Below are 26,122 nucleotides of genomic sequence, written 5' to 3'. Positions count from 1 at the left end.
GAGTCGAATGACCATCAACCCGACGCCGCACGTTCCGAACCCGCCGCCGCCCTCGTCGGCAGCCGCGGGTGGGTCGCGGAGCGGCCGGCTCGCCGCCATCCTGATCACCCTGTCCACCGTACTGGTGGGTCTGATGGCCGGACTGTTCTTCGCCTTCGACGTTTCGGTGATGCCGGGGCTGGCGGCCGGTGACGAGCGGACGTACGTCACCGCGATGCGTGCCTTCAACAAGGCCATCGACGGCAATCCGCTCTTCGGCTCGGTGTTCCTGCTCGCCCTGGTCGTGGCCGCAGCCTCGGCGGTCGTGGAATACCGCGCCGGCCGACGCACCACCGCCCTGTGGGTGGGGGCGGCCGCGGTCGCGTACCTCGTCGTCCTCGTGATCACCTTCGCCGTGAACATCCCGCTCAACAACGAGCTCGCCGACGCGGGTGCCGTCGAGCAGATGAAGGACTTCTCGATCGTCGAGCGGTTCAAGTCGACCTGGGTCAGCACGAACATCCTCCGCACCCTGCTCTGCACCGTCGCCCTCACCGCGCTCGCCCGCGCCACGCTGCTCCATGGTCGCGCCACGGCCGCGCCACGCGCTGAGCGCTCGCCACGCGCGGACGCCTGAGAAGCGTGCCCGCCTCCGCCGCGGCGGTGCCGGGCAGCCGAGCGGGCGTCCGCCGGGAGTCGCCTCGCCGGTCAGCCGGCGTGGGAGGCGATGATCCGCGCACACTCCAGCGATTCGGTGCGCGTGGTGTTCACCTCGATGTCGTAGCTCACCCCCCGGTGCACGGAGTCCGCCTGCGCAGCCGCCATGCCCCTCGCCCGATCCCCGCGCGCGATCTCACGGCCCGCGGCCACCGCACTGTCGCACCGCACGCCCACCCACAGGACCGGCACGTCGCCCAGGGCCTCGCGCCACCGCCGCTGGGACGACGCCCCACCGAGGAACACGTCGTCGATGATGATCCGTGCTCCCGCACGGGCCATCGTCACGATCCCCTGCGTCCAGGCCGCCTCCAACGCCCGGAAGGTCGCCCCGACACTCACCGCGCCGTCCGCCGTGATCTCGATCCCCTCCTCCGCCTCCCGCATCGCGGCGGGCAACGCGTCGACGAAGGCATCGCACCCGAACGCCAGCCACGGATCCGGCAGCACGGACTGCAGGCACCGTACGATCCCGGACTTCCCCGAGCTGGAACCACCGTTGAGAATGATCATCTGAGTCACCGGGCCACCGTAGAACCTTCCCGTCCGGCGGGGAACGGGTTTGCGTGGACACCACAGGCCCGAGGGAAAACCGGGTGCGGCTGTCCGCAGGGCCTTGGGATCATGCGGGAATGGTCCACCGACTCGACCCCCTGATCCTCCGGCACACCCTCCGCATCCCCCACCCCACGGGACCCGTCGGGGAGGGCACCGTCGCGGCGCGGCAGTTCGACGCCGCCCTGATGTCCGTCGGTTTCAAGCTCTCGGCACAGCTGCTCGAACATCTGTCAGGACTGTCCGAGGGCGCCGTCGTCGACACCGCCGCACGGACGCTGGACACCGTCCGTGAGATGGTCGGCGACCACGTTCAGCACAACGCCTACTTCATCGACTTCCCGGCCGACGTGCCCGACACCTTCGACTTCTGGATGGAGTGCATAGCCGGGGCGCTCACGGACGACAGCACGCGCGAGAGCACGTTGGAGCAGCTCGGTACCGGTGTGGTGAACCTGCTCACCCTCCCCTCGTACGGGAACTACCGGCACACGTACGCCGAGATGCTGACCCACCACGACGAGCTGATCGCGGCGGCGGGCGACCGCATGACGGTCCTGCATCTCGGCGGCGCCGTCGACGACGAACTGATCTCGCTGTACCTGGCGTTGGCCGGCAGCACCACTCCGCTCGGCGAGGACGGACTGCGCGACCTGAAGGAGCTCGCCGGCCACTGCGCCGAGGGACCGCAGCCCGAGCAGATCCCCGTACGGGAGAACAGGGCCGTGGTCAACGAGGCTCGGCTGAAGGCCGGTTCGGTGCTGTTGCTGGACACGGTCACCGATGTGCTCCGGCTCGCCTGCGCCCTCGCGGGCGGGGACGTGGCCCTCCAGGAGCCGACGCGGCTGCGGGGCATCTCCCGTGCCACGCGCCGAGCGCTGCTCGCGGGCCTCGACGCGGTCGTCGGCGCGGCGCCCGCCAAGCTCGCCGACGTGCACGCGCACCGCGAGATGTGGAAGCGGCTCGGCGAGCGGCTGCACCCGCACGAGTACCCGCAGTGGCCGCACGCGGCGGACGTGTTCGCCGTCGCCCGCGGCGAGAAGACGGCGCGTACCTTCGACAGCCGGGTCGAGGAGCTGCACGCCCAGCTCGACACCACCGGCGCGGCCGAACTGCTGAAGGCCGCGCCCGGCAAGCTGTTCCGGTCCCTGGACCGGCTGCTCCGCTCCGCCTTCACGCAGGACGAGCGCGACGCGGTCGCGGCCGCCGCCGAGCAGGTCGCCCCCGACGTCTCCGGTCGCGTCCTGCTGTCCGTACGCCAGCACCTGCACAACCGCGCGGAGGCGACCGGCGAACAGCGGGTGTTCGTCAACCGCTCCGGCCGGGCCTGGGTCACCGAAGACGCCCGCCCGCCGGTGTACGCGCCCGAGTGCAAGAGGATGATCTCCGCGATCGACGCGGAACTGCGCCGCCGGGTGCCCGCCGCGGATCACCTGCTGATCGACCCGGACGTCCTGGACGTGGCCCTGCCGCTCAGCGGCAAGGCGACCACGTCCGGGCTCGGTGTGCTGCCGCGCGGCTCGGTCACGTCGGTCGACGGTGAACTGCTGCGCTTCTTCGTGTACTGGAAGCAGACCGAGCGCAGCACCGACTACGACCTGTCCGCGGCACTGCTGGCCCCCGACTACTCGACCATCTCCTGGCTGTCGTACACCAACCTCCTCGACATCGGCGGCAAGCACTCCGGTGACATCACGAACGCGCCCGACGGTGCCTCGGAGTTCATCGACCTACGCCTGGACGCGGTGCGCGGCACCTGCATCGTCCCGCAGGTGAACATCTTCTCCGGAGAAGGCTTCGAAGAGGTCGAGGAGTCCTTCTTCGGGTTCATGCTGCGGGGGGCCGAGCAGCAGGGACGACCGTTCGAGCCGCGCACGGTGCGCATGAAGTCGGATCTGCGCGGCCCGGGCCGGATCGCACTGCCGCTGGCGTTCCTGCGTGGGGACGACGGCCGGTGGCGCGCCAAGTGGCTGCACCTGTACCTGACGGGATCTCCGTCGTACAACACGGTCGAAGGCAACCAGGTGACGGTCGCGGCGCTGATGCGGGCCATCGTCGAGCGCGAGCAACTCACCGTCCGCCACCTGGTCGAGCTGATGACCGGCAGCTCCACGACCGTGACGGTGTGGGACGGCAGGACGGTCCCGGCGGGACCCGTCACCTACATCGGTCTGGAGCGGCCCGAGAAGCTGCACCCGCGCTCGCGGATCGTCACCCCCGAAAACCTGCGTGACCTGATCCCCGCGTGACTGTTAACGTAGCCGTGGCGAGGCCATGAAGGGGCTTCCTTCTCAACACTCCTGAAATAGCCTCTTCGCTTTCCTCGCCACCGACTTGAGGCCTCCGGGCGTCTCCGCATCACGCGGGACGTCCGGGGGCCTTTTCGTGTGGCCCGGCCGTGCGGTCATACTGCTGTGGTCTCTCCTCCTGCCCGCTGTACTACCTCCACGTGGACGAGCGGGACACCGCGGTCACCCTCGGCTCCGAGACCCCGCAGCTACCGGACCACCCCGAGCCGGGGTGGGAGGAGAAGCGGTACAACACGCTGCGTTTCTTCGTCACGTTCACCTGAGTGGACGAGCTGCGCATCACGGACGGGCATCGCGGCGGAGTAGCCGGACCGGCGCGACCGCACCGTACGTGTCGTCGTGACCGACGCCGGTCGGCAGCTGGTCGCGGTGACCGGCGACAACCGCTCCATCGCCTTCTCCGCTGCCTCCACCGAGGTCGTCCACAACCGCGTGTACCTCCAGGGCTCGCTCTGACAGCCTCCGTCCGGGATCCCCGACCGCGTCAGGTGTTCAGGAAGTCGGCGATCAGCTCGGCGAAGGCCTCCGGGGTGAGTACCTCGACGCCGAGTTCGGCGGCCTTGACCGCCTTCGAGCTGGGCTTGCCGCTCGCCGAGGGGGCGGAGACCAGGATGGTGGTCTTGGCGCTGACGCTGCTGCCCGCACGGCCGCCCGCCTTCTCGATCAGCGCGTTCATCGCGTCCCGCCCCTGACCCTCCAGCGCCCCGGTCATCTTCCCCGTCACCACCACGACCTTGCCGGCCAACGGCCCCGACTCCTGCGCCGCCGCCGCTTCCTGCGGTTCGTCCATGCTGACGCCCGCCGCGGCGAGCTTGTCGATGACCGGGGCCAGGGCGGCGATCTGTTCGACGATCACCGGCGCCTTCTCCGGGCCGATTCCGTCCACCGCCTGCATGGCCAGGGCATCGGCCGCGCGGACGGCGTCCATCGTGGCGAAGTGCCGGGCGATACGACGCGAGATGCTGCGCCCGGTGCCCAGAATGCCCAGCGCGCACACGACGCGGCTCAGCGGTCTGCCCTTCGCCGCCTCGATCTGCTCGGCCAGCTTCGCCGCCCGCTTCGCGCTCCCCGAAGCCGTGGTGAGCTGCTCCAGGGAGAGGGTGAACAGGTCGGCGACGTCCGTGACGTCACCCGCGTCGACCAAGGCCTTGACGTAGGTCCGGCCCAGCCCGTCGATGTCGAGCATCTCGCGCCCGGCGGCGTACTCGATGAGGGCCGGCAGCGCGCAGGCCGCGCCCTGCGCGCAGCGCCACCGCTCCTGCGTCTTGTCGATCTCCCCGCCGCAGTGGGGGCACGCCTCGGGCAGCGGCACCTCCGTCGCCCCGGCCGGCCGCAGCGCCACCACGGCGGCCTGGACCCGGGGGATGATGTCGCCCGCCTTGTAGACCGTCACGGTGTCGCCCAGGTGGAGGTCGCGGCGCCGGATGTCGGCCGGGTTGTGCAGCGTGGCCCGGGTGACCGTGGACCCGTCGATCAGGACCGGGGCGAGTACGGCGGTCGGCGCGAGCACGCCGGTCCGGCCGACCTCCCACACCACGTCCTGCAGCACGGTCTGCCGCTCGACGGCCGGGAGCTTGAAGGCGACCGCGAAGTAGGGGAAGCGACTGCCCAGTCCCACCGCCTCCTGCTCGGCCGCGTCGTTGAGCTTGATCACGACACCGTCGATACCGAACGGCAGTCCCGCGCGCAGGGCTGCGATCTCGTCGACCCGCTGCTGGGCCTCGGCGAGAGTGGCGACCGTGTGCAGTCCGACCGGGGTGTCCGCGGTCGTGCGGACTCCGGCCCGAGCGACCGCGGCCAGAATTTCGGCGTGCGTGCCGCCGGCGGGCAGGAACGATTCTCCGTCCAGTTCCACCGCGCCGTACGTCCAGAACGTCATCATCAGCCGGTACGGGCGGTCCTTGGCCCGCAGCGTGCCGGCCGTGCCGTTGCGGGGGTTGGCGAAGACCTGCGCGCCGTGCGCGGTGCGGACCGCGTTCGCCGTCTCGAACTGCTCCTGGGTGAACAGCACCTCGCCGCGCACCTCGAAGGTGGCCGGTACCGGCAGTCGCTCGGGCAGGCCGTCGATCTGCCCGATGACATGGCTGATGTCCTCACCGCTGCTGCCGTCGCCACGCGTGATGATCTGCACCAGCTGCCCGGCCCGGTACCGCGCCGCGACGGCCGCGCCGTCCAGCTTCGGCTCGACGGTGAATCCTCCGACGGGCGCCGCGCCGAGCCGCCGCTGCAGGGACTCGCCCCACGAGAGCAGGCCCTCGGGGTGGAAGACGTTGTCCAGGCTGAGCAGTCGCGTGGTGTGCGCGACGTCGCCGGCAGGGGCGGCGCCGTCACCGACCTGCCCGGTGGGGGAGTCGGCGGCGACATCGCCCGGGTGTTCCGCCTCCCACGCCAGCACGGCGAGCCGGAGCCGGTCGTAGGTGGCATCGTCCATCAGGCTGTCGCCGTCGGCGTAGTACGCCCCCGACGCGTCACGCAGGCGCCCGAGCGCCGCCTCGTAGTCGGAGCGGCCGGACATGCTGGACAGCGCCTGATCGGCGGAGAGGTTCATCATGGGACCGATCTTCTCGCGAGGCACTGACAATCGCCCCGGACGGCCCGCCGACCGCCCCCTCGGCGGGACGGCGGGTCGTCACGACCCGCACGCCCACCGGGTGTTCACCCGAGCGAGGCGGGCTCGGCCGCCCGGTCCGCGGCGCTCGATGCCACCCGCTCCGTCTCTACGGGACTCTCCGTCTCCTCGGGACTCTCCGTTCCACGCGGGCGGTCCAGCGGGGCCTCGTACACGGTCGGGCGCTCCGCCCAGAACGCCCCGGACACCGCGCGCCGGGCGAACATCACGGCCAGCCCTACGACACTGAGGCCGAGGGCGATGACCAGCGGCGGGCCGAGGCCGAACCAGGACGTCCCGCCGGAGGAGTTGGCCGGGTCCGCCATGTCCACGACCGCCTCGGCGAGCAGCCAGATCAGCATCCCCGCGCCGACGAGGGGGCCGGCGCCGATGAACAGGAACTCACGCACCCCCGCGGTCAGCAGGCGCCGGTGGTAGACCGCGCAGGCGATGCCGGTGAGGGCGTAGTAGAAGGCGATCAGCAGGGAGAGGGCCGTCAGCGAGTCGGCGAGCGCGTTCTCGCTGACCTGGTGGATGAACAGGTACCAGACGGTGGCCGTACCCGCGACCCACCAGGTGCCCACGGCGGGGGTGCGGTACCGGTCGTGGATCAGAGCGAACCGGCGGGGGAGGGCATGCCGGCGTGCCATGGACAGCGCGGTACGGGAGGCCGGGATGATCGTCGTCTGGGTCGAGGCGAGCGCCGAGGTGGCGACGGCGACCAGGACGATCCAGTCCCAGCCGCCGAGGGCCTCCCGGGCCAGCGAGGCGAAGACGGCCTCCTCGTCGTCGGCGTGCGCGGTGAGGTAGCCGGTGCCGGCGTACGCGACCACGGCGAAGGCCACGGACACGTAGGTGGCCAGGAGGACCACGGTCGACCAGATGCCGGCCCGGCCGGGGGCGGAGGAGGGGTCCTTCGTCTCCTCGGTGAGGTTGACCGCCGACTCCCAGCCCCAGTAGACGAAGACGCCGAGGAGCAGTCCGCCGGTCAGCGCCGTACTTCCGGATCCGAACGGGTCGAGCCAGTCGAGCGACGGGCGCAACGCGCCCGGGGAGCCGGTCCCGGCATAGACCCGGTACAGGGCCACGGCCGCGAAGACGAACAGGCAGACGGTCTGCAGCAGGACGAGGATGTTCTGCAGACGGGCCGCCGCCTGCGTGTCCCGGACGCACAGCGCCGCCATCGTCACGATGACCAGCACGGTGAGCGCCTGGCGGATCAGTGTGTTCGCCGCCCAGCCGTCCAGACCGACGGCCAGCAGAGCGAAGTTGACGGCCACATCGGCGAGCGAGCCGACCACCAGGACCCCGGTCATGGTGATCGCCCAGCCGCCCAGCCAGCCCGTCGTGGGCCCCAGCGCACGCGTCACCCACGAAAAGGTCGTGCCGCAGTCCGGATCGGCCCGGTTCAGGTAGTAGAAAGCGGAAGCGATGAGCACCATCGGAACGAACGACGCGAGCATCACCCCGGGAGCGTGGACGCCGACCAACGCGACGATCGGCCCGATCACGGCGGCCAGGGAGTACGCCGGCGAGGTCGCGTTCAGCCCGATGGCGAGGGCGTCGACGAACCCGATCGCGTTCGGTCTGAGCGTGGCGGCGGCGGCAGGCGTCCGCGGGGTGTCTTCGACCATGGTCCCTCACTGGTGCACTGTGAACGGGGCGTGAATGCGATGAGGAAACCCGTGCTCCGCACAGAGGGTCAATGGTGTTGGCATAAGCGCACCCGGCAGACCGGGTCACCCGCGTCCGGCCGCGCCCCCAGCCCCGGCGCCCGCCGCGTCCGCGAGCTGCCGCTCGGCGGTGTCGAGCAGCATCTCCAGAGCCACCGGGTACGCGCTGTGCGGCATCCGGGCGGCCAGCAGTCCCGCGGTGGCCGCGATGTTCGGGTACGCGTCGGCCGGCAACCGGGCGTACGTCGACTCCCACCGCTCCTCGTCCGACTCGCGCGCCTTCTCCGTCAGCGCGAGCGGCCCGGCGTCGAGCGCCGCGAAGGCCAGGGCCTGGTCGATGTAGGCGTGGTAGATCCGTACGGCGTCCACGTCGGCGAAGCCCGCGCCGCGCAGGCTGCCGAGGATCGCCTCGTCCGCCGCGATCTCGCGCGGCCGGCCGCTGACCCGGCTCGCGGTCAGCAGCGCCGCCTGCGGGTGGGCGAGGTAGGCGCCGTGGATGCGCAGCCCGAGCGAGCGCAGGTCCTCGCGCCACCGCCCGGTCGGGACCCAGCCGTCGAGCGCGCGGCCGATCAGCTCCTCTCCGATCGCCAGGGTCAGACCGTCCATGCCGTCGAAGTACCGGTACAAGGTGCTGGGGTCCGCCCCCAGCGCGGCGCCCAACCGCCGGGCGGACAGGCCCGCGCTCCCGTGCTCGCGCACCATCCGCAGGGCCGTCTCGACGATCAGCCGCTCGGAGAGCACCGTCCCCTGCCGGGTCGGGCGCCGCCGCCTGCGGGCCTCCTCCGGGACCACGTCCTTCGCCATCGCCGCCTCCGTCCGTGGGGCCAAGCCTTATGCCAACACCATTGACCTTAACTCGGACGGAACGGTTCCATCAGCCCCCTGAGGCGCACGCCTCACAGAGAAAGGACCTCGCCATGCGTGTTCTGCTTGTGGGTGCCGGCGGTGTCGGGAGCGCGATCACCAAGATCGCCGCCCGCCGCGACTTCTTCGACCACTTCGTCGTCGCCGACTACGACCTGGCCCGCGCCGAGGCCGCGGTCGCGGCCCTGGGCGGCGAGGAGCGGCGCTTCAGCGCCTGCCGCGTCGACGCCTCCGACGAGGCGGCGGTCACGAGCCTGCTCACCGAGCGCGGATGCGACGTCCTGATGAACGCCACCGACCCGCGCTTCGTGATGCCCCTGTTCAACGCCGCGCTCGCGGCCGGCAGTCACTACCTCGACATGGCGATGTCCCTTTCCCGCCCCCACCCCGAGCACCCGCACAGCGTGTGCGGGGTCAAGCTCGGCGACGAACAGTTCGAACGGGCCGAGGAATGGGAGAAGTCGGGCCGCCTCGCCCTCGTCGGCATGGGCGTGGAGCCCGGGCTCTCGGACGTCTTCGCCCGCTACGCCGCCGACCACCTCTTCGACGACATCGAGGAGATCGGCATCCGCGACGGCGCGAACCTGGCGGTCGAGGGCTACGACTTCGCCCCGTCCTTCAACATCTGGACGACCATCGAGGAGTGCCTGAACCCGCCCGTGGTCTACGAGCGCGAGCGCGGCTGGTTCACCACCGAGCCGTTCAGCGAGCCGGAGGTCTTCGACTTTCCCGAGGGCATCGGGCCGGTCGAGTGCGTCAACGTCGAGCACGAGGAGGTCCTCCTCGTCCCGCGCTGGGTCGGCGCCCGTCGGGTCACCTTCAAGTACGGCCTCGGCGACGACTTCATCGGCAAGCTCAAGACCCTCCACGCCCTCGGCCTGGACTCCACCGCACGGGTCGCCGTCCGCGGCGAGGACGGCACCGAGGTCCGGGTCTCGCCCCGCGACGTGGTCGCCGCCTGCCTGCCCGACCCGGCGACGCTCGGGGACCGTATGACCGGCAAGACCTGCGCCGGGACCTGGGTCAAGGGCACCAAGGACGGCCTGCCGCGCGAGGTCTACCTCTACCACGTGGTCGACAACCAGTGGTCCATGCGCGAGTACGGCTCCCAGGCCGTGGTCTGGCAGACCGCCGTCAACCCGGTGGTGGCCCTCGAACTCCTCGCCACCGGCGTCTGGTCGCAGCCCGGCGTCCTGGGCCCCGAGGCCCTGCCGCCGCTTCCGTTCCTGGACCTCCTCACCGCGTACGGTTCCCCGTGGGGCATGCGCGAGCAGGGCGACACCTCGGCGAACTGACCGGCGGACGCCCTACCCGCCGAAGGGGTCCTCCAGCACCGGAACGCACGGCGACAGCGACGACTCGGTGTGCTGGGTGACGTTCCCCCGAACCAGCCGAAGGACACGGACCTCGTTCTCGTGCCGGGGATCCTCGTCGTCCCGCACGTGCAGCAGGCCGTACGAGCCGGGTGCCACCGTGCCGACGTACCGGAACAGGTCGAGGATCTCGGGCGCGCGATGGTTGGAGAAGCCCCCGAAGTGGAGGAAGAGCTCGCCGTTCATCCGGCGCAGGTCCAACAGACAGGGGCCGGCGATCTCGTCGACGCGGCGCTGAAGAGCCTCGACGATCTCGGCCTGCCGGACCGGATCGTCGTCGTCCGTGGCACTCTCGTGGACCGTGACCCAGCCGTGGTATTCGAACATGGCGGGAGCCTATCGAGGGTCGGCAGCCAACCGCGGCGGCCCGGGACGGTCACCCGGCCGCGGACGGGGCGACGATCGGTCGAGGGCCCGGTACGCCGGTGACGGACGGGCCAGATCCGGGCGGTCCAGCACGTACGCGTCGCCGTGGATCGCCCGCATCGCCCAGTGCCACGCCTCGTCGTGGAAGACGAGCCCGCGCAACGGGTCGCCGGCCGGCTCGTACGGGTAGCACTCCAGGGCGGCTTCCCTGGACTCCTCCTGCGTCAGACCACCGTGACGGTGCATCACCCACGCGTAGCCACGCCGCTCGGACCGCAAGCAGTCGAGGTACTCCTCCTCGCTCCACGTCATGGCTCGACCCTAGGAGGTGCCCTACGACGCCACGGCGGCGGGCCCTACGGACCCGGTCTCCCGACCGGGTCCGTAGGGCCCGCTCCCGCCGCCAAGGGCGGCGGCTACTTCACCGAGCCCGCCATCACCCCCTGGACGAAGTGCCGCTGGAAGGCGAAGAAGACGATCAGCGGGACCACCAGGGACAGGAACGCCCCGGGCGCGAGGACGCCGATGTTGCTTCCGAACTGCCGCATCTGGGACTGCAGCGCGACCGTGAGCGGCTGGGACCCGCTGTCCGCGAAGAGCAGCGCCACGAGCATGTCGTTCCAGACCCAGAGGAACTGGAAGATGGCCAGGCTCGCGATGGCCGGGCGGCCGAGCGGCAGCACCAGCCGCGAGAAGATCCGCCACTCGCTCCCGCCGTCCATCCGGGCGGCTTCCAGCATTTCGCGAGGTATCTCGGCGAAGTAGTTGCGCAGCAGGAAGATCGCGAACGGCAGTCCGTAGGCGACGTGGAACAGGACGACCCCCGCGATCGAGCCGAACAGTCCCACCGCGCCGAAGAGTTTGGCCACGGGCAGCAGCCCGATCTGCACGGGCACCACCAGCAGGCCCACGACCACCAGGAAGATGGCGTCCCGGCCGGGGAACTCCAGCCACGCGAAGGCGTATCCGGCGAGTGCGGCGATGACGACCACCAGGGCGGTCGTCGGCACGGAGATCAGGACGGTGTTCCCGAACGACTGCGCGATGCCGGAGTCCTTCAGCAGGGCGCCGTAGTTGTCCAGGGACAGCCGGGACGGGTCGCCGAGCGCGGTCCACCAGCCGTCGGAGGCGTTGTCGCCCTCCGAGCGCAGCGAGGAGATGAGCAGGCCCGCGAGTGGGGTGATCCACACCAGGGCCACCAGGATCAGCGCACCCTGGACGAGGGAGCTGCTCAGCAGCCGCGACAGCCGTTTCCCGCGCCGTCGCCCGGGGCCGGGCCCCTTCGCCGACGGGCCGGGAACCGGGCGGACGTCCGCCGTGCGCCCAGGCCGTCGACGCTCGATCGTGCCGTGGCCGCTGCTCATGCCCCACTCCTTCGGAAGCGCCGGATGTTGAAGACCATCGCCGGGACGACGAGCAGCAGGAGCACCACGCTGAGCGCGCTGCCGAGCCCCTGGTCGTTGCCGCCGCCGAAGGAGACCAGCCACATGCGGGTGGCCAGTACGTTGGCCTCTTCCTGGACCGGTCCGGGCGCGATGATGTAGACGAGGTCGAAGACCTTCATCACGTTGATCACCAGGGTCACGAAGACGACGGTGAGCACCGGGGCGAGCAGCGGCACGGTGATCTTGCGGAAGATCTGGCCCTCCGAGGCACCGTCCATCCGCGCGGCCTCCAGGGCGTCCCGCGGGATCGCCGCGAGGCCGGCGCCGATCAGGACCATCGCGAAGCCGGTCCACACCCACAGGTAGGCGCCGATGATGGCCGGCGTGACCAGCGCCGGACCGAGCCAGTTCACCCCCTGGTACGGGGCGGCGAAGTTGGCCGCGGGGAGCCTGACCGTGTACGGGCCGTCGGCCAGCCCGGTGAAGCGGAACGACCCGTCCTCGGCCGTGACGGCGGTGGCCGCCACCCGGCCGTCCCGCACGGCCTCGACCGTCATGCCGGGCAGCCCGTTCTCGCCCGGGTCGATACGGCCCGGGGTGCCGGCGCCGCCGGGCGCGAAGTCGAGGTAGACGACGCCCCCGATGGTGTCGGGCTCGGGCGTCGCGGGGGCCGCGGCCTTGGCCCCGGCCGGCATCGCGTCGGGAGCCACCCCGATGAAGCCGAGCCCGACCGCGTGGCCGGGACGTACGGTCTCCTCGGTGCGGTACGGGCCGCCCGCCCCGCCCGTCAGGCCGTGGCCTTCCCGGGCGCGGGCCGTCGGATAGGCGGCGGTGTCCGCGAAGGTGTCGTGGACGCCGACGACGGCGGCGTTGAGCACGCCCCGGGACGGGTCCTGGTCGTAGGCGAGCCGGAAGATGATGCCGGCGGCGAGGAACGACACGGCCATCGGCAGGAAGAGCACGAGCTTGAACGCGGTCGCCCAGCGCACCTTCTCGGTGAGTACGGCGAGCATCAGCCCGAGTCCGGTCAGCAGGGTCGGGGCGACGACGACCCAGAGGGCGCTGTTGCGGATCGCCTTGAGGGTGGCCTGGTCCCGCACGATCGCCGCGTAGTTGGCGGCCCCTACGAAACGGTCGCCGTCGGCGTCGAAGAGGCTGCGGCCGAAGGAGAAGAGGACCGGGTAGACGACCAGCGCGCCGAGCAGCAGCAGGGCGGGCAGGACGAAGACGACCGCGAGGCGGCGCTTCCTGCGCTGGGCCCGGCGCCGCCCGTCGGCCGGGCCGCGGGCGGCGGTCACGGTGTCAGCCATGGAAGTCGCCTCAGTTCCCGTAGGCCTTGGCGGCCTCGGCCTCGAGCTTCTCGGCCGTGCCCCGCGGGTCCGAGGGGTCACGCAGGAAGTCCTGGAGGAGCTTCCACTCACCCGCGCCCTTGGTACCGCCGAACGCGGCCGGGGCCTGGTCCGACATGTCGAAGCGGATCGAGTCGCCCGTCGCGATGAGCGAGTTGGCGGTGCTGCGGGTGATCTCGTCGCCGTACGAGGCGATGTCGACCTCCTTGTTGGGGGACAGGAAGCCGCCGGCGCGGGCCCAGACCTCGGCGGCCTCGGAGCCGGCCAGGTACTCGACCAGCTGCATACCGGCCTTGCTGTTCTTTCCGTCCTTGAGGACCACGGCCGCGTCACCGCCGCTGACGACCGGCGCCTTGCCGCCGTCGACCGCGGGGAAGGGGAAGAACTTGGCGTCCTTGCCGAGCTTCTTGCCGAACTGGTCCTTGGCCACCCCGCCGACGAAGTCGCCCTCGTAGACCATGCCCGCCTTGGGCTCGGGGCCGAAGACCTGCGCCACCGACGTGGGGAAGTCGGTACTCAGCGCCGTCTGGGCACCACCGGCGACGAGCTGCTTGTCCTTGAACAGTTCGCCGAGGGTGGTCAGTGCCTTCACGACGCTCTCGTCGGTCCACTTGAGCTTGTGCTGTGCGAGCTGGTCGTACTTCTCCGGTCCGGCCTGGGAGAGGTAGACGTTCTCGAACCAGTCGGTGAGGGTCCAGCCGTCCTCGCCGGCCACGGCGAAGGCGGGTCGGCCGGAGTCGGCGAGGGTGCGGCCGGCCTTCAGCATGTCGGTGTAGCTGGTGGGCTCGGCGACACCGGCCTGGGCGAAGGCCTCGGGGGCGTACCAGACGGTCGACTTGTGGGCGGCCTTGAAGTAGAGGCCGTAGTACGTGCCGTCGACGGTGCCGTAGTTCTTCCACACCGGGGCGAGGGTGGCACCGGCCGTGCCGGCGGCCTGGTCGGACAGGGGCTGGAGCCAGCCCTTGCCGGCGAACTGCTGGAGCACGCCCACCTGGGGGACCATCACCACGTCTGGCGCGTTGCCGCCTTCGATCTTGCTTCCGACGAAGGTGGAGACGTTGTCGCCGGAGGGTATGAAGACCGTCTTCGCGCCGGTCTTCTCGGTGAAGGCGTCCAGGACCTTCTTGAAGTTCTGCTGCTCGCTGCCGGTCCAGACCCCTGCCACGGTCACGGTCTGACCGCTCAGTTCGCCGCCGCTCGCGGGTCCGGTGGTGCCGCCGCAGGCGGTGGCCCCGAGGGCGAGGGTGAGGGCCGCCGACGCGGTGGCCGCGGTGCGCCGGGTCGTCTTGCTGGGTCGTCGCATGAGGGAGTCCTTGTCTGGAGGTCCGGGCGCGGGGTGGGGTCCGGACGTACGCGGAGGGGTGCGCGGGGAAGGGAGAGGGCGGAGAGGAGAGAGCGGGGGAGGTCAGGGGCCGGGGGTCACCGGGTCGGGCAGTCGGCCGTCCACCAGGCGGCGGTCGCCGCGGGGAGCACCCCGTCGGGACAGGGACCGCTGGCGAGCAGTGGAGTGCCGGGGACCGGGGCGGGCACCGGCTCGGTGCCGAAGTTCACGGCGCAGACGAGGCCGTCGCCGCGGGCGATCGCGAGCACCTGCGGCGGCGCGTCCAGCCACTGCAGGGGGCCTTCGCCCAGTTGCGGCAGGGTGCGTCGCAGCTGGAGCCCGTCGCGGTAGAGGTGCCAGAAGGAATGCGTGTCGGCCAGGGCACGGTCGGTGGCGTGCTCGGCGAACCACTCGGGCTGCGGCAGCCACGGCTTGGCGCCGGCCGCCGACCCGGAGAAGCCGAACGGGGAGGCGTGCCCGGACCAGGGCAGCGGCACGCGGCAGCCGTCCCGGACGTGCTTGCGGCTGCCCGTACGGCGGAAGATCGGATCGGTGAGCACCTCGTCGGGCAGGTCGAGCACCTCGGGGAGGCCGAGCTCCTCGCCCTGGTAGACATAGGCGGCGCCGGGCAGTGCGAGCATCAGGAGGGCCGCGGCGCGGGCGCGGGCCGCCCCCAGACCGCTGCCTTCCACCCCGGGCTCGCCCGCGTAGCGGGTGACCGTGCGGACCTGGTCGTGGTTGTTGAGCACCCAGGTGACGGTGGAGCCGGTGCCGGCGATGTCGCGCATCGCGTCGGTGATCGTCGCCCGGAAGGCGTCGGCGTCCCAGGGGGCGCTCAGCAGGTCGAAGAAGAACGCCTGGTGCAGCTCGTCGGGGCGGACGTACTCGGCGTGCTCACGCGCGGTGGGCACGGAGACCTCGCCGACCAGCAGCCGCTCGCGGCCGTCCAGGGCGGTGTACTCCTCGCAGATCGAGCGCCAGCGCCGCCACACGCCGTGCACCTCGGGCCGGTTCCAGGCCAGCTGGTTGACGGCGTCGCGGGCCCGCTCGTCGGCCCCGGGGTCGTCCGAGTCGGGCAGCGCGGGGTGCTTGAACAGACCGGCGGCCACGTCGATGCGGAAGCCGTCGACCCCGCGGTCCAGCCAGAAGCGCAGCACCCCCTCGAACTCGTCGCCCACGGCCGGGTCGCGCCAGTTCAGGTCGGGCTGCTCGGGCGTGAAGAGGTGCAGGTACCACTCGCCCGGGGTGCCGTCGGCTTCGGTGACCCGGCTCCAGGCGGGACCGCCGAACATGGCGCGCCAGTTGTTGGGAGGCTCCGTCCCGTCCGGGCCACGGCCGGGCGCGAAGTGGAATCGGGCGCGCTCCGGGCTGCCCGGCCTTGCGGCGAGCGCCTCCTGGAACCACGGGTGCTCGCTGGAGCAGTGGTTGGGAACGATGTCGAGCAGCAGCTTCAGCCCGAGCCGACGGGCGTCGGCCACCAGCCGGTCGAACTCCACGAGGTCGCCGTAGACCGGGTCGACGTCGCGGTGGTCGGCGACGTCGTAGCCGTGGTCGTGCTGCGGCGACGGGTAGAAGGGGCTGAGCCAGATGCCGTCGACACCGAGCTTGCGCAGGTAGGGGAGCCCGGCCCGGACGCCGGCCAGGTCACCGATGCCGTCCCCGGTGCTGTCGAGGAAGCTGCGGACGTAGACCTGGTAGATCACCGCGTCGCGCCACCAAGGGGCCGAGGTGGTGGCGGCGGGGGAGGGGTGGCCGGTGGCGGCCGGAAGGGTGCTGAGCATCTCGCGTCGACCTGTCTGCTGAATGCGAGAGCGCCCCGGATCGGTGCGCTGTTATGCATGCATGTTAAGTAGCAGCGACCGGAAGGTGTCAACGATGTGTCCAGAAACAGCGAAAAGCTGGGGTGATTTGTGCCTGATTGACCGCATGCACGACGAAGGGTCTCTACTTAACATGTAAGTAGAGACCCTGAGGGAGGGAACGAGGAGGGAGCAGAGGAGTGCGGTCAGCCCTTGCGGGAAATGGTGCCGAGCTCACGCGCGAGCCGCGCCGCCGCCTGCTCCGGCGTCCGGCGCAGCGCCAGCAGGTCCTGCGCCACGGCCTGCACGGCGAGGCTCACCTGGTCGTAGCGCGGACTCTTGGGGCGCGGCACCGCCGACAGCACGCTCTGGCGCAGCGTGGGCAGGTACGGATATGCCCGGACCAGCTCCGGGTCCTCGTACAGCGCGGCGCGCACCGGAGGCAACGAGCCCTTGGTGAGGACCTGCCGCTGGACCCGTTCACTGGTGAGGTAGGAGATCAGGTCGGCCGCCGACGCCGGATGCCTCGCATGGCTGCTCACGGCCAGGTTGGAGCCGCCCAGCACGCTGGTGCCGGGCCCGTCGGGTCCGGGCAGCGGTACGGCACCGAAGCTGCCCGCCACCTTCGACCCCGGCGCGCTCGCGTCCGCGTACACGTAGGGCCAGTTCCGCAGGAAGAGCAGCCGGCCGTCCTGGAAGGCCCGCCTCGACTCCTCCTCCTTGTAGCCGAGCGCGTCGCGGGAGATCCAGCCCTCCCGCACCCCGTCCGCGAGGAACCGCAGTCCTGCGCGCGCCGCGTCCGAGTCCACGCTCACGCGGGCCCCGTCGTCGCGCAGAATCGATCCGCCCGCCGAATGCACCGCCTCGGTGACGTTGACCGTGAGCCCCTCGTACGGCAGGAACTGGCCGGCGTAACCGTCCAGTCCGTACTTCGGGGCGATCGTCCGCGCCTGGCGGGCCAGCTCGTCCCAGGTGCGCGGCGCTACCTCGCCCTCCCGATCCAGGATGTCCTTGCGGTAGTAGAGCAGCCCGGCGTTCGTGACGTACGGGACCGCGTACAACCGGCCGTCGAAGGTCGCGGTGTCGACGACGGGTCGCAGGAAGGAATCCAACGGGAAGCGCTCACGCCGGAGCGGGGAGATCCAACCGGCCGCCGCGAACTCGGAGGTCCAGGCGACGTCGATGTTCAACACGTCGAACCGGTCGCGGCCCGATCGCAGCTCACTGATCATCTGGGCCCGGGTCTCGTCCGCCGAGTCCGGCAGTTCGACGAGCGTGACGCGCTCGTCGGGATGGGCCTCGTTCCAGTCCTCCAGGAGCGGCGGGAGGTAGTTCGTCAGATCGCCCGCCGTCACGAGCGTCAGCGGACCGCGGTCCTCGGACGCGGGACCCGTGTCGGCGCGGGCGCCGAGACCGGTGTACCCCGCCAGGACGACCGCCCCGACCAGGAGAGCTCTACCCGCGGCACGTATCCACCGCATAGATTCCTCCCAGTGCACGATCCGGCTGCGTCGCCGACCATCGTGGCCTATATATACCCGTTAGGCATGGGCGATACTAGACGCCCAGGCAGACGAGACGGACGGCGGCGCAACTCGGCCCGCTGCCGAGTGAACCGTTGACTACGGAGCGGGAAGGAGGGGGAGCGAGTGCGGCTGGCGCTCCTTGCGCTCCTCACCCGTAGCCCTGCGCACGGTTACGAGCTGAAGCAGGACCTTGAGAAGCTCCTGGGCGCCGCGTACCCTCAGCCCAACGTCGGCCAGATCTACGTCACCCTCGGACGGCTGGAGAAGAGCGGCCTGATCGAGGGCGAGGACGTCGAGCAGTCGGGACGCCCCAACAAGCGCACCTACCGGCTCACGGACGCCGGACGCGAAGCCGTGCAGGCCTGGTTCGAGGAGACCGCCGAGGAACCCCGGGTACGGGACGAGTTCTTCATGAAACTCGCCCTCGCACCCCGGTCGGGTCTGGCCGATCCGGTCGCGCTGATCAACAAGCAGCGGAGGCAGTACCTCAACACCATGCGGGACCTGTCCAAGCTGGCCGCGGCGGAGGACCGCGACAACAAGATCTCCCAACTGCTGATCGAGGGCGCCATGCTGCACCTGCAGGCCGACCTCGACTGGCTCGAACGCTGCCAGGAGGAGCTGGAATGAGCGACGACGCCACCACCGCCGCTCCCAGCGCGTCCGGCGGATCCACCGACCCCGCCGAGCCCATCGTGCGCGCCGAGGGCCTGACCAAGACCCACCACGGTGAGGGCGTACCCGTGCACGCCGTACGCGAGGTGGACCTGTCCGTCCGGCCCGGCGAGTTCGTCGCCGTCACCGGGCCCTCCGGAGCCGGCAAATCCACCCTGCTGCACCTCTTGGGCGGCCTCCAACGCCCCGACAGCGGAAAACTGTGGATCGGCGGAGAGCGGGTCGACCAGTACCGCGAAGCCCGCTGGGCGGTCCTGCGGCGCCGCAGCATCGGCGTCGTCTTCCAGTTCTTCAACCTCGTCTCCAACCTCACCGTCGCCGACAACGTCGAACTCCCCGCCCTGCTCGCCGGCGCCTCCCCGAAGGCCGCCCGCGCATCCCGGGCCGAACTGCTCGCCGAACTCGGCCTCGAAGGCCGCGAACGCTCGATGCCCGGCGAGCTGTCCGGCGGCGAACAGCAACGCGTCGCACTCGCCCGCGCCCTGGTCAACCACCCGGCGCTGCTCCTCGCCGACGAACCCGCCGGCAGCCTCGACAGCAAGGGCACCCGCGAGGTGCTACGGCTGCTCTCCCGGTTCCACCAGCGCGGCCAGACGATCGTGATGGTCACCCACGACGCCCGGATGGCCAGCGCCGCCGACCGCGTCGTCAGCTTCTTCGACGGGCGCATAGCCGACGACGCGCAGCTCGGCGGCGCACGCCGCGGCCCGGCCCGCGGCGTCTCCGGCGTGCTGGACCTGGACCTGGAACTCAAGGAGTGACCGTGCGGGCCACGCTGCGCTGGGCGCACGCAGACTTCCGCGCACACCGCGGCGAAGCCCTCTTCGTCGTCCTGGCCAGCGCCGGGATCATCGCCTCGCTCCTGCTGGCCGGCGCACTGTTCGGCTACGCCGCCAACCCCTGGCAACGCGTCTTCAACCAGTCCCACGGCGCACACATCTGGCTGCACACCCGCGCCGGTGCGGACACCACCGCCCTCTCCCACGTGGACGGGGTCGCCGCCCTCTCCGGGCCCTACCGCACGACCGCTACCACCGTCGAGTCACGCGGCGCCCGGGTCGGGGTGACGCTACGCGCGGCCGGAGCGGCGCCCCCGGAGACCGGACGGCCGCTCGTCACCGACGGCAGCTGGCTCACCCGACCCGACACCACCGCGGCCGGCACGGGCACCGGCAACGGCGCCGTCGTACTGGAGGCCTCGGTCGCGCGAGCCCTCTGGGCGGAACCGGGCGACACCCTACGGGTCACCGGCCCGGACGGCGCGCCCCACGCACTGGAGGTCAGCGGGATCGCCGAGGTGGCCGAACCCCGCTACCACCCGGGCGGCGGGCCCGGCATCGGCTGGGTGCTCGACGGCACCCTCGACGAGGTCGCCCACGGCGACACCGGGCAGAGCGTGGGCCTGCGCCTGAACGACCCGGACGACACCGACTTCACCGTCCAGCGGGCCGTGACCCTCCTCGGCGCCGACCGGGTCGCCCAGGTCACCAAATGGCAGCAGGCACGGGACGAGGCGGGCGGCGACGACCGACTGCTCGGGCAGATGTTCGCCGTGTTCGGGCTCGGCGCGCTGCTCGCGGCGGCGCTCGCCGCCGCCGGAGCGATCGGCGCCCGCGTCCGCGGCCAGCTCCGCGACATCGCCGTCCTCAAGGCCGTCGGCTTCACCCCCGGCCAGGTCACCCGCGGCTTCCTCGTACAGCACCTGGCCTTCGCCCTGCTCGGCGTGGCCCTCGGCACGGCGGCGATCGCCCTGCTCGGCTCCCGGATACCCGGGCGGATCGGGGAGGCGACCGCCGTATGGCAGGACCTGCCCGGCCACACCGCGCTCATGATCGGCATTCCCTGCGGCGCGGTGCTGCTGATCGCGGCCGCTACCGGGCTCTCGGCCTGGCGGGCCGGCCGGGTCCCCCCGGTGCCGGTGGCCCGCGCGGCGCTGCCGTCCGCCGCGCCGATGACCGCGCTCGGCAGACGAGCCCTCGGTGCACGCGTGCCACCCGCCCTGGTCCTGGGCTGGCGGGCGGCCTTCCCCCGGCGCGGCCGCACCCTCGCAGCCGTGGCCCGGCTCGCCCTGCCGCTGGTCCTCATCACCGTCGCACTCGTCGCCTGGTCGACCCTCGACCAGTTCCGCACCCGACCCGCGCAGATGGGACTGCCCGCGGCACTGACCGTACGGGCCGGACAGTCGGCCGGGGTGAACGACGCGGATCAGGAGCGGGCCCTCGCGGCGGTCCCGGACGTCGCCGCGGTCCACCCCGGCGCCGAGATGGCGGCGCTCGTGCCGGGACAGACCGGCACGATCACGCTCCGAGGCCTGGGCACGGCCCGGCACCCGTACCCGTCCAAGGTCGTCGAAGGCCGATCCGTCAGCGGGCCGGACGAGGCGGTGGCCGGCCAAGGACTGCTCGACCTCCTCGGGGTCCGCGTCGGCGCCTGGGTACGGATGACCGTCGAGGGACGACCGCAGATCCTGCACGTCGTCGGCCGCACCATCGAACCCGATTCCGGGGGCCGGGTGATCACCACGACCATCGACACGCTGCGGGAGCGGGACCCGGAGCTGCGCCCCGACATCCACGCCCTCGTACTGCGCGAGGGCGCGGACCCCGTGGCCGTGAGCGCCGCGCTCGCCGGGACGACGGGCACCGCCCTGGAGGTCCGGCAGACGCCCAACCCGGTCGACCGGCTGGAACCGGCACGCGCGGTGATCGCCGCCCTGATCGCGGTCCTCGCGCTGATCGGCCTGATCGAATTGCTGACGCTGATCGGTACGGGCGTACGGGACCGAGGCCGGGACCTGCTCGCGCTGAAGGCGATCGGGCTGACGCCGCGGCAGATCGGCTCGATGATCGTGACGGCCGCCGGACTGACGGCATTGGCATCCGCCGTGGTGGGCACGGCTCTGGGGGCGTTGTTCGGCAGCTGGCTGGTGGACACCCAGGGGGCCTCCAGCGGGATCGGCGCGGGCGTCGCCCAACTGCCGTCACCGGCCGTGCTGTCGACCGTGATCGCCGTAGCGGTCCTGGGCGCGGTGGCGGCGGCGGCGCTGCCGGCGACGCGGGCGGCACGGCGGCGGCCGGCCGACTCGCTCAGCGAGACGCTCTGACGCTCCAGGGTCACGGCCTTCGGGCGGCGTGCAGCCGATACAGGGTGCGGTGGCCCCGCTCGACGATCTCGGGGTCGTCGTGGGCGACTCCGTAGGCGATCCCGGACACCGCGTCGAAGGCGGACTCGCACTCCAGCCGGTGCTCCTCGACGGAGGTGAGCGCTCTGCCGTAACCGTCGAGGAAGGCGGTGCGCAGGTCGCGCCGCCCCGCCCAGGTGTCGCCGAGGCGCACCATGTCCCGGGTGGCGGTGGCGTACTCCGACCGCTCGAAGTCGAAGAGCCGCACCTCACCGTCGTCGGACAGGAGCACGTTGCGGTACTGGAGGTCCCCGTGCGTGGGCACCAGAACCGGCGGCGGCAGCTCCTCGTAGGCGCGGGCCAGGGCGCGGACCAGCTCCCCGTCCCCGGCGGCCAGATGCGGTCGGGCCTCCTCCAACTGCCGCTTCACGGTGTCGGAGGCCGAGGACGGCCCGGCGGGGCGCTCCGGGCAGGCGCCGTGCAGAGCGGCGGCGAGCCGGCCCAGCCCCTGCTGCAGGCGTACCTCGGTCGCCGGGTCGAGGTCCATGCCGTGCGGTGACCACCCCGCCAGCGCGGTGACGACGACGGCGCGCGCGACCGGGTCACAAGCGACGAGGCGCGGAACCCGGCGCCCGAGCCCCGGCGCCCACGTCCGGTACGCGGCCACCTCCCGGTCGTGGAACCGTGGCCCGCCGTGGTGCTTGAGGTACCAGGTGCCGCCACCGGATCCGGTGAGCCGCCAGACCCGGCCACCGGCGCGCGGCCAGGAGACGTCGGCCGTCCGCACGATCCGGCCGACGGCCCGCTCGGCGAACACCCGCAGCGGGTCCGGAAGATCCGCCCCGCCGGGCGGGGACGCGGGCGGGGGCGGGCCGGGCAGGAGGCGAGTACGGTCGACGCCGTCCGCCGCGTACTCGACGAGGTCCCCGAGCCGCTGGAAGTGCACGGCGGCCGGCATGCCTGCCCGGTAGGCGTCCAGCCCGGCCCGGCAGTACGCCACCATCGGCTCCGGCAGCGCGTCGAGCGGGTACCAGCCCATGCCGTCGCACCGGTCCGGCTCCCTCACGCCGGGCCGCCCCTCCCACCGCCGGACCTCGAAGAAGACGCCGATCCGAGAACTGCTGCCCCGGGGAGGGCGGTGGTGGACGGTGACCGCGGCGGTCACGTCCGCCGCCGCGATCAGCACGCCGGTCTCCTCGTGGGCCTCCCGGATCACCCCTTCGACCATGTCCTCGCCCGGGTCGAGGTGCCCGGAGGGCAGGTGCCAGAGCCCGGTCGCGTAGACTGGCCCGGCCCTGCGCGACAGCAGTACCTCCGGGCCGCGGTCGCCGTCGCGACGCAGGACGAGATGGACGTCGACCGGCACCGTGTGCCGGGGGCCGCCGCTCACGGCGCCGCCGCGGGGATCGTGTTCATGGGTGAGTCATGCCCAGCCGAGCTCGGTGTAGAGACGGCCGGCCCGGATCCCCTCGATCGCGGCCCGGGTATAAGGGACCACGGGTTCGGGAAGGTCGTCGGCGGGCCACCAGCTCCAGGACAGACAGCGGTCGGGCTCGCGCACCTCGGGTGTGCCCTGCCACCGCCGGGCGCGGAAGACGAGCTGCATACGGGGCCGGCCGCCTGGCTCGTTCACCTGGTGCACGACGTGGACCAGTTCCACCTCACCCGGGTCGATGACCAGACCGGCCTCCTCCGCGGCCTCCCGCACCAGGCAGGTGACGGCGGACTCCTGCTCGCAGTGCCCGGCGAGGAAGTGGTGGGTGGACGCGCCGAAGGCGGAGTCCGGATGACGCAGCCCGAGCAGGACCTGCCCGTCCCGTTCGAGGTAGAGGTGCACACCGACGATGTTCCGGCGGGCCCGGCCCCCGCCGGGCCGGGCCTGGGCCGGTACGCCCGCCGGGGCGAGGCCTCGGGCCTGGTGGAGGTCGATGACCTCCTTCGTCCAGCCACACATCGTCAGGAAAGGGATCGTGGCCGCGTCGAAGTGGCGGAACATGATGCCTTCGGGACAGGGGAGTTCGTCGGCGTCGCCGTCCCAGGCCCCCAGGTACACCTGGATGCGGTCCGCGGCCGGATCGTCCGGCCGGTCCGGCACACCCGGTTCCCGCGGCGCGGGCCCGTGGGCGTCGACGATGGCGAAGGGTTCCAACGCCACCCTCAGGCCCGTCTCTTCGAGGAGTTCCCGCTCGACGGTCTGCGCCGGCGTCTCCTCGCCCTCCCGACCTCCGCCCGGGATCGACCACGTACCCGGATCGCAGATGCGTTTGTTCGCGTCGCGCAGGTGCAACAGGTAACGGCCCCGCGAGTCGACCAACAGCGCGGCGGTGCCTTGCGGTGCGACGGATTCGGTCATCGAAGGGTCCTCCGGAAGGACGAGATGGGACGGGACGCATCGGGATGCATCGGGATGCGACGGTTGCCCGTACAAGTGCCCTGAAGAACGGACCGGAAATCGAGGGCGTCACGGCCGGACCGGGAGCAAGGCACGAAGGAACGGTGCCGACATCGCTCGAACAGGTCGGGGTCACCCCCGCGGGAGATCGACCCCACAACCCCTCGTTAGGCTCGCGGCCATGACGACACGACACCGATCGTTCGACGTGGACCCCGACGTCGAACTGCCCGTACCCGCCGCCGGCGAGCTCTGGACCGTCGGCGCCGTCATCCTCAACGGCGACGGCGAGGCCTTCGCCCAGAAGCGGAGCCCGGATCGCCACCTCTTCCCCGACAGCTGGGACATCGTGGGCGGCCATGTCGAGGCCGGGGAAACCCTGCTGGAGGCGCTCGCACGAGAGATCGAGGAAGAGAACCGGCTCCCCGGAGAGTTCTTGATCCACGACCTGATCGCCCGAGCCGTGCAGGCCGGCCCGCGCCCCTGAGGAGCGCGGGCCGGGTCCGACCGGGCGTCGCCGCGATCAGTGGGAGCCGGGACGGGTGACCCGGGCGTGATGGGTCTCGAAGCGCTGGAAGGCCGCCTCCTGCCGCCACTCGACCTGGGCCTTCGGGCTGGCCTTCAGGAACCGGGCGCACCGCTCGCTCGGGCGCTCGGCGCCCTGGACGTCGCGGGCACACGCCCCGGTCGGCCGGTAGCCGGTGCGGACGTCATGGTTCCACAGGCCCCGGCCCGGCAGGAACGAGTGCTCCAGGGAAGCCCGGGCCAGGTCCCTCAGTTCCGGATACCCGAGCCCGTACATCTCCGCGGCCCGGCGGTACTCGTCGGTGATCTCGATCCGGGACACGCCCGGGTCGTCGGTTGCCAGGACGACCGGCACGCCGTGGCGGCGGTAGGTGGCGAAGGGGTGCGCGTCGCCGGAGACGCGCAGGATCTGCTCGTTGCTGTGGAAGGGGACCTCGACCGCGATGCGCCGCTCGGCCATGTAACGCATGAGCGACTCCCAACGGTCCTCGTGCAGGACCGACACACCGTGCCCGATCCGTTCGGCCCGACCGGTCTGGGCGGCCTCCCGGATGTGGAAGGTGAGGTCCTCCGGCTTGACCAGGCCCGGCACGAGCTCACCCGCGTGCAGGGTGATGTGCGCCTTCGGGTACTGGGTCTTCAGGTAGTTCAGCATCCGCATGTGCAGGCGGTAGTCGCGCAGGGCGACCGGGTCGTCCTCCGGCTGCACCAGGTTGACGGCGACGAAGCGCGGGTCGCGCTCGGCCAGCCGCATCCCGAGCGCCATCTGGGTGAACACGCGCTCGGGGGTGCCGGCGCGGGCGACCTGGGAGATCCACCGGTAGGGCAGGGAGCACGCCTCGTCGGGGCGCGGTGTGTCACAGTGCGCGGCGTCGCGGAACTCGACGTCGGTGCTGTCGGCGTCCGCGCGAGCCTGTCGGACGACCGCGTCCAGACCCCCGTTGGCGACGAGCTTGTCGTGCATGCGGTCGAGATCGGCGTCGTAGCCGACCCGGTCGGCAAGCGCGCGAGCCTGCCCCGAGGCCGGGGAGATCATCGTCTCCAGGTAGAACTGGTGCTGGCGGGCAGCGGAGTTGGCCACTTCCGCGAGCATCCGGCCGGGGTGCCGCCAGGTCACCTCGCCGAACTTGCCGAAGGTCGCGAAGAAGTGGTCGTGGCCGTTGCCGTCGGCCGGGAAGTCCTGCATCGACCAGGCCTGGATGACCTGCCGGCGGAAGGCCGGGTCGGTGACCGCGTCGGCGGCGGGTCGGGTCCCGGCACCGCACGGCGGGGGCACGGCGGTGGTGGTGTCGGTGGTGATGCACAGGCCGTCCCCGGCGGCGAGTTCGATGAGGAACTCGGTGGTGACCGCTCCGGACAGGTGGTTGTGCAGATCACCACCCTTGGGGAGGTCGGCGAAGAACTCCCCGGGCCGGTCGGGGCCGGGGGCCGGAGCCACGGCGGGGGCGGAGGCCGCGTACGCCGAGGCGGGCGCGAGCAGGGCGAGGGCGGAGAGCGCACCGATCAAGTGGGATGGGATCACGGGCACATGGTGGTGAAGCGGGCCGCCGCATGCCGGTATGCCGGGCCGGGCGTCGCCCCGTGT

The 26,122-nt window shown here is 71.9% G+C and carries 22 protein-coding genes; 8 read left to right on the top strand and 14 right to left on the bottom strand.

The window, feature by feature from the left end:
- Positions 1 to 7: 7 nt before the first annotated feature.
- Entirely contained in the window at positions 8 to 616 is a 609-nt protein-coding gene (locus BCL76_RS31740) for an anthrone oxygenase family protein (protein ID WP_109782810.1), read from the top strand.
- 71 nt (positions 617 to 687) lie between these two features.
- Here BCL76_RS31740 and cpt read toward each other — a convergent pair whose 3' ends face one another.
- Positions 688 to 1,209 carry a chloramphenicol phosphotransferase CPT gene (gene cpt, locus BCL76_RS31735; RefSeq protein ID WP_109782925.1) on the bottom strand — a complete coding sequence of 174 codons (522 nt, stop codon included), beginning with the start codon at positions 1,207 to 1,209 and terminating at the stop codon, positions 688 to 690.
- A gap of 119 nt (positions 1,210 to 1,328) precedes the next feature.
- Here cpt and BCL76_RS31730 point away from each other — a divergent pair, with 119 nt between their 5' ends.
- Complete coding sequence (locus BCL76_RS31730; protein ID WP_109782809.1) at positions 1,329 to 3,500, top strand: TerD family protein; 2,172 nt, start codon at positions 1,329 to 1,331, stop codon at positions 3,498 to 3,500.
- A 200-nt stretch (positions 3,501 to 3,700) separates the two neighbouring features.
- Complete coding sequence (locus BCL76_RS40095) at positions 3,701 to 3,823, top strand: hypothetical protein (protein WP_258310011.1); 123 nt, start codon at positions 3,701 to 3,703, stop codon at positions 3,821 to 3,823.
- A gap of 221 nt (positions 3,824 to 4,044) precedes the next feature.
- On the opposite strand, the gene ligA is transcribed toward BCL76_RS40095, so the two are convergent.
- The 3 genes from ligA to BCL76_RS31715 form a co-directional block, all read right to left on the bottom strand.
- A complete protein-coding gene (gene ligA, locus BCL76_RS31725; protein WP_109782808.1) occupies positions 4,045 to 6,111 on the bottom strand; it encodes an NAD-dependent DNA ligase LigA in 2,067 nt (688 codons plus the stop codon).
- Between the two features lie 104 nt (positions 6,112 to 6,215).
- Positions 6,216 to 7,802 carry an APC family permease gene (locus BCL76_RS31720; RefSeq protein WP_109782807.1) on the bottom strand — a complete coding sequence of 529 codons (1,587 nt, stop codon included), beginning with the start codon at positions 7,800 to 7,802 and terminating at the stop codon, positions 6,216 to 6,218.
- A 105-nt stretch (positions 7,803 to 7,907) separates the two neighbouring features.
- The gene (locus BCL76_RS31715; protein ID WP_109782806.1) at positions 7,908 to 8,645 is read right to left on the bottom strand and encodes a TetR/AcrR family transcriptional regulator; all 738 of its coding nucleotides are present in this window, start codon (positions 8,643 to 8,645) and stop codon (positions 7,908 to 7,910) included.
- A gap of 113 nt (positions 8,646 to 8,758) precedes the next feature.
- Here BCL76_RS31715 and BCL76_RS31710 point away from each other — a divergent pair, with 113 nt between their 5' ends.
- Positions 8,759 to 10,000, top strand: a complete 1,242-nt coding sequence (locus BCL76_RS31710; protein WP_109782805.1) for a saccharopine dehydrogenase family protein — start codon at positions 8,759 to 8,761, stop codon at positions 9,998 to 10,000.
- A gap of 12 nt (positions 10,001 to 10,012) precedes the next feature.
- On the opposite strand, the gene BCL76_RS31705 is transcribed toward BCL76_RS31710, so the two are convergent.
- The 7 genes from BCL76_RS31705 to BCL76_RS31675 form a co-directional block, all read right to left on the bottom strand.
- Complete coding sequence (locus BCL76_RS31705; RefSeq protein WP_109782804.1) at positions 10,013 to 10,405, bottom strand: Imm7 family immunity protein; 393 nt, start codon at positions 10,403 to 10,405, stop codon at positions 10,013 to 10,015.
- A 9-nt stretch (positions 10,406 to 10,414) separates the two neighbouring features.
- Positions 10,415 to 10,756: a hypothetical protein gene (locus BCL76_RS31700; protein WP_258310010.1), complete on the bottom strand. Its 342-nt coding sequence runs from the start codon at positions 10,754 to 10,756 to the stop codon at positions 10,415 to 10,417.
- A 104-nt stretch (positions 10,757 to 10,860) separates the two neighbouring features.
- The gene (locus BCL76_RS31695) at positions 10,861 to 11,808 is read right to left on the bottom strand and encodes a carbohydrate ABC transporter permease (RefSeq protein WP_109782803.1); all 948 of its coding nucleotides are present in this window, start codon (positions 11,806 to 11,808) and stop codon (positions 10,861 to 10,863) included.
- On the bottom strand, positions 11,805 to 13,139 hold the full coding sequence (locus BCL76_RS31690) for an ABC transporter permease (RefSeq protein WP_109782802.1): 1,335 nt from the start codon (positions 13,137 to 13,139) through the stop codon (positions 11,805 to 11,807). Before BCL76_RS31690 ends, BCL76_RS31695 begins: the two co-directional genes overlap by 4 nt.
- Positions 13,140 to 13,149: 10 nt before the next feature.
- Entirely contained in the window at positions 13,150 to 14,481 is a 1,332-nt protein-coding gene (locus BCL76_RS31685) for an ABC transporter substrate-binding protein (protein ID WP_109782801.1), read from the bottom strand.
- Between the two features lie 116 nt (positions 14,482 to 14,597).
- Complete coding sequence (locus BCL76_RS31680) at positions 14,598 to 16,280, bottom strand: glycoside hydrolase family 13 protein (RefSeq protein WP_109782800.1); 1,683 nt, start codon at positions 16,278 to 16,280, stop codon at positions 14,598 to 14,600.
- A 224-nt stretch (positions 16,281 to 16,504) separates the two neighbouring features.
- Positions 16,505 to 17,779: an ABC transporter substrate-binding protein gene (locus BCL76_RS31675; protein WP_109782799.1), complete on the bottom strand. Its 1,275-nt coding sequence runs from the start codon at positions 17,777 to 17,779 to the stop codon at positions 16,505 to 16,507.
- A gap of 168 nt (positions 17,780 to 17,947) precedes the next feature.
- On the opposite strand from BCL76_RS31675, the gene BCL76_RS31670 reads away from it, so the two are divergent.
- From BCL76_RS31670 to BCL76_RS31660, 3 genes are read left to right on the top strand one after another with little or no spacing between them, the layout of a single operon-like run.
- Entirely contained in the window at positions 17,948 to 18,454 is a 507-nt protein-coding gene (locus tag BCL76_RS31670; RefSeq protein WP_109782798.1) for a PadR family transcriptional regulator, read from the top strand.
- On the top strand, positions 18,451 to 19,260 hold the full coding sequence (locus BCL76_RS31665; RefSeq protein WP_258310009.1) for an ABC transporter ATP-binding protein: 810 nt from the start codon (positions 18,451 to 18,453) through the stop codon (positions 19,258 to 19,260). Before BCL76_RS31670 ends, BCL76_RS31665 begins: the two co-directional genes overlap by 4 nt.
- 2 nt (positions 19,261 to 19,262) lie before the next feature.
- Positions 19,263 to 21,602, top strand: coding sequence for an ABC transporter permease (locus tag BCL76_RS31660; protein WP_109782797.1), 2,340 nt, complete (start codon positions 19,263 to 19,265; stop codon positions 21,600 to 21,602).
- A gap of 10 nt (positions 21,603 to 21,612) precedes the next feature.
- Here the strand turns inward: BCL76_RS31660 and BCL76_RS31655 are convergent, their stop codons facing one another.
- Positions 21,613 to 23,010 (bottom strand): NUDIX domain-containing protein, encoded by a 1,398-nt coding sequence (locus BCL76_RS31655; protein WP_109782796.1) that lies wholly within the window; start codon positions 23,008 to 23,010, stop codon positions 21,613 to 21,615.
- A 33-nt stretch (positions 23,011 to 23,043) separates the two neighbouring features.
- Positions 23,044 to 23,973: an NUDIX hydrolase gene (locus BCL76_RS31650; RefSeq protein ID WP_109782795.1), complete on the bottom strand. Its 930-nt coding sequence runs from the start codon at positions 23,971 to 23,973 to the stop codon at positions 23,044 to 23,046.
- Positions 23,974 to 24,193: 220 nt separating this feature from the next.
- Here BCL76_RS31650 and BCL76_RS31645 point away from each other — a divergent pair, with 220 nt between their 5' ends.
- Positions 24,194 to 24,499, top strand: coding sequence for an NUDIX domain-containing protein (locus tag BCL76_RS31645; RefSeq protein WP_109782794.1), 306 nt, complete (start codon positions 24,194 to 24,196; stop codon positions 24,497 to 24,499).
- Positions 24,500 to 24,535: 36 nt separating this feature from the next.
- Here BCL76_RS31645 and BCL76_RS31640 read toward each other — a convergent pair whose 3' ends face one another.
- The gene (locus BCL76_RS31640) at positions 24,536 to 26,059 is read right to left on the bottom strand and encodes an adenosine deaminase family protein (RefSeq protein WP_258310008.1); all 1,524 of its coding nucleotides are present in this window, start codon (positions 26,057 to 26,059) and stop codon (positions 24,536 to 24,538) included.
- Between the last annotated feature and the right edge of the window lie 63 nt (positions 26,060 to 26,122).

This window comes from Streptomyces sp. CG 926, from assembly GCF_003148825.1.
In the GTDB taxonomy this organism is placed as follows: Bacteria; Actinomycetota; Actinomycetes; order Streptomycetales; family Streptomycetaceae; genus Streptomyces.
Note: the sequence above shows the minus strand (reverse complement) of the source record. Positions and strands in the feature narration are given on the sequence as shown.

What these genes read in the sequence shown, in the direction of transcription:
- BCL76_RS31740 (WP_109782810.1), top strand. Translation starts at nt 8, where the DNA reads ATGACCATCAACCCGACGCCGCACGTTCCGAACCCGCCGCCGCCCTCG.
- cpt (WP_109782925.1), bottom strand. Translation starts at nt 1,209, where the DNA reads ATGATCATTCTCAACGGTGGTTCCAGCTCGGGGAAGTCCGGGATCGTA.
- BCL76_RS31730 (WP_109782809.1), top strand. Translation starts at nt 1,329, where the DNA reads ATGGTCCACCGACTCGACCCCCTGATCCTCCGGCACACCCTCCGCATC.
- ligA (WP_109782808.1), bottom strand. Translation starts at nt 6,111, where the DNA reads ATGATGAACCTCTCCGCCGATCAGGCGCTGTCCAGCATGTCCGGCCGC.
- BCL76_RS31720 (WP_109782807.1), bottom strand. Translation starts at nt 7,802, where the DNA reads ATGGTCGAAGACACCCCGCGGACGCCTGCCGCCGCCGCCACGCTCAGA.
- BCL76_RS31715 (WP_109782806.1), bottom strand. Translation starts at nt 8,645, where the DNA reads ATGGCGAAGGACGTGGTCCCGGAGGAGGCCCGCAGGCGGCGGCGCCCG.
- BCL76_RS31710 (WP_109782805.1), top strand. Translation starts at nt 8,759, where the DNA reads ATGCGTGTTCTGCTTGTGGGTGCCGGCGGTGTCGGGAGCGCGATCACC.
- BCL76_RS31705 (WP_109782804.1), bottom strand. Translation starts at nt 10,405, where the DNA reads ATGTTCGAATACCACGGCTGGGTCACGGTCCACGAGAGTGCCACGGAC.
- BCL76_RS31700 (WP_258310010.1), bottom strand. Translation starts at nt 10,756, where the DNA reads ATGACGTGGAGCGAGGAGGAGTACCTCGACTGCTTGCGGTCCGAGCGG.
- BCL76_RS31695 (WP_109782803.1), bottom strand. Translation starts at nt 11,808, where the DNA reads ATGAGCAGCGGCCACGGCACGATCGAGCGTCGACGGCCTGGGCGCACG.
- BCL76_RS31690 (WP_109782802.1), bottom strand. Translation starts at nt 13,139, where the DNA reads ATGGCTGACACCGTGACCGCCGCCCGCGGCCCGGCCGACGGGCGGCGC.
- BCL76_RS31685 (WP_109782801.1), bottom strand. Translation starts at nt 14,481, where the DNA reads ATGCGACGACCCAGCAAGACGACCCGGCGCACCGCGGCCACCGCGTCG.
- BCL76_RS31680 (WP_109782800.1), bottom strand. Translation starts at nt 16,280, where the DNA reads ATGCTCAGCACCCTTCCGGCCGCCACCGGCCACCCCTCCCCCGCCGCC.
- BCL76_RS31675 (WP_109782799.1), bottom strand. Translation starts at nt 17,779, where the DNA reads ATGCGGTGGATACGTGCCGCGGGTAGAGCTCTCCTGGTCGGGGCGGTC.
- BCL76_RS31665 (WP_258310009.1), top strand. Translation starts at nt 18,451, where the DNA reads ATGAGCGACGACGCCACCACCGCCGCTCCCAGCGCGTCCGGCGGATCC.
- BCL76_RS31650 (WP_109782795.1), bottom strand. Translation starts at nt 23,973, where the DNA reads ATGACCGAATCCGTCGCACCGCAAGGCACCGCCGCGCTGTTGGTCGAC.
- BCL76_RS31645 (WP_109782794.1), top strand. Translation starts at nt 24,194, where the DNA reads ATGACGACACGACACCGATCGTTCGACGTGGACCCCGACGTCGAACTG.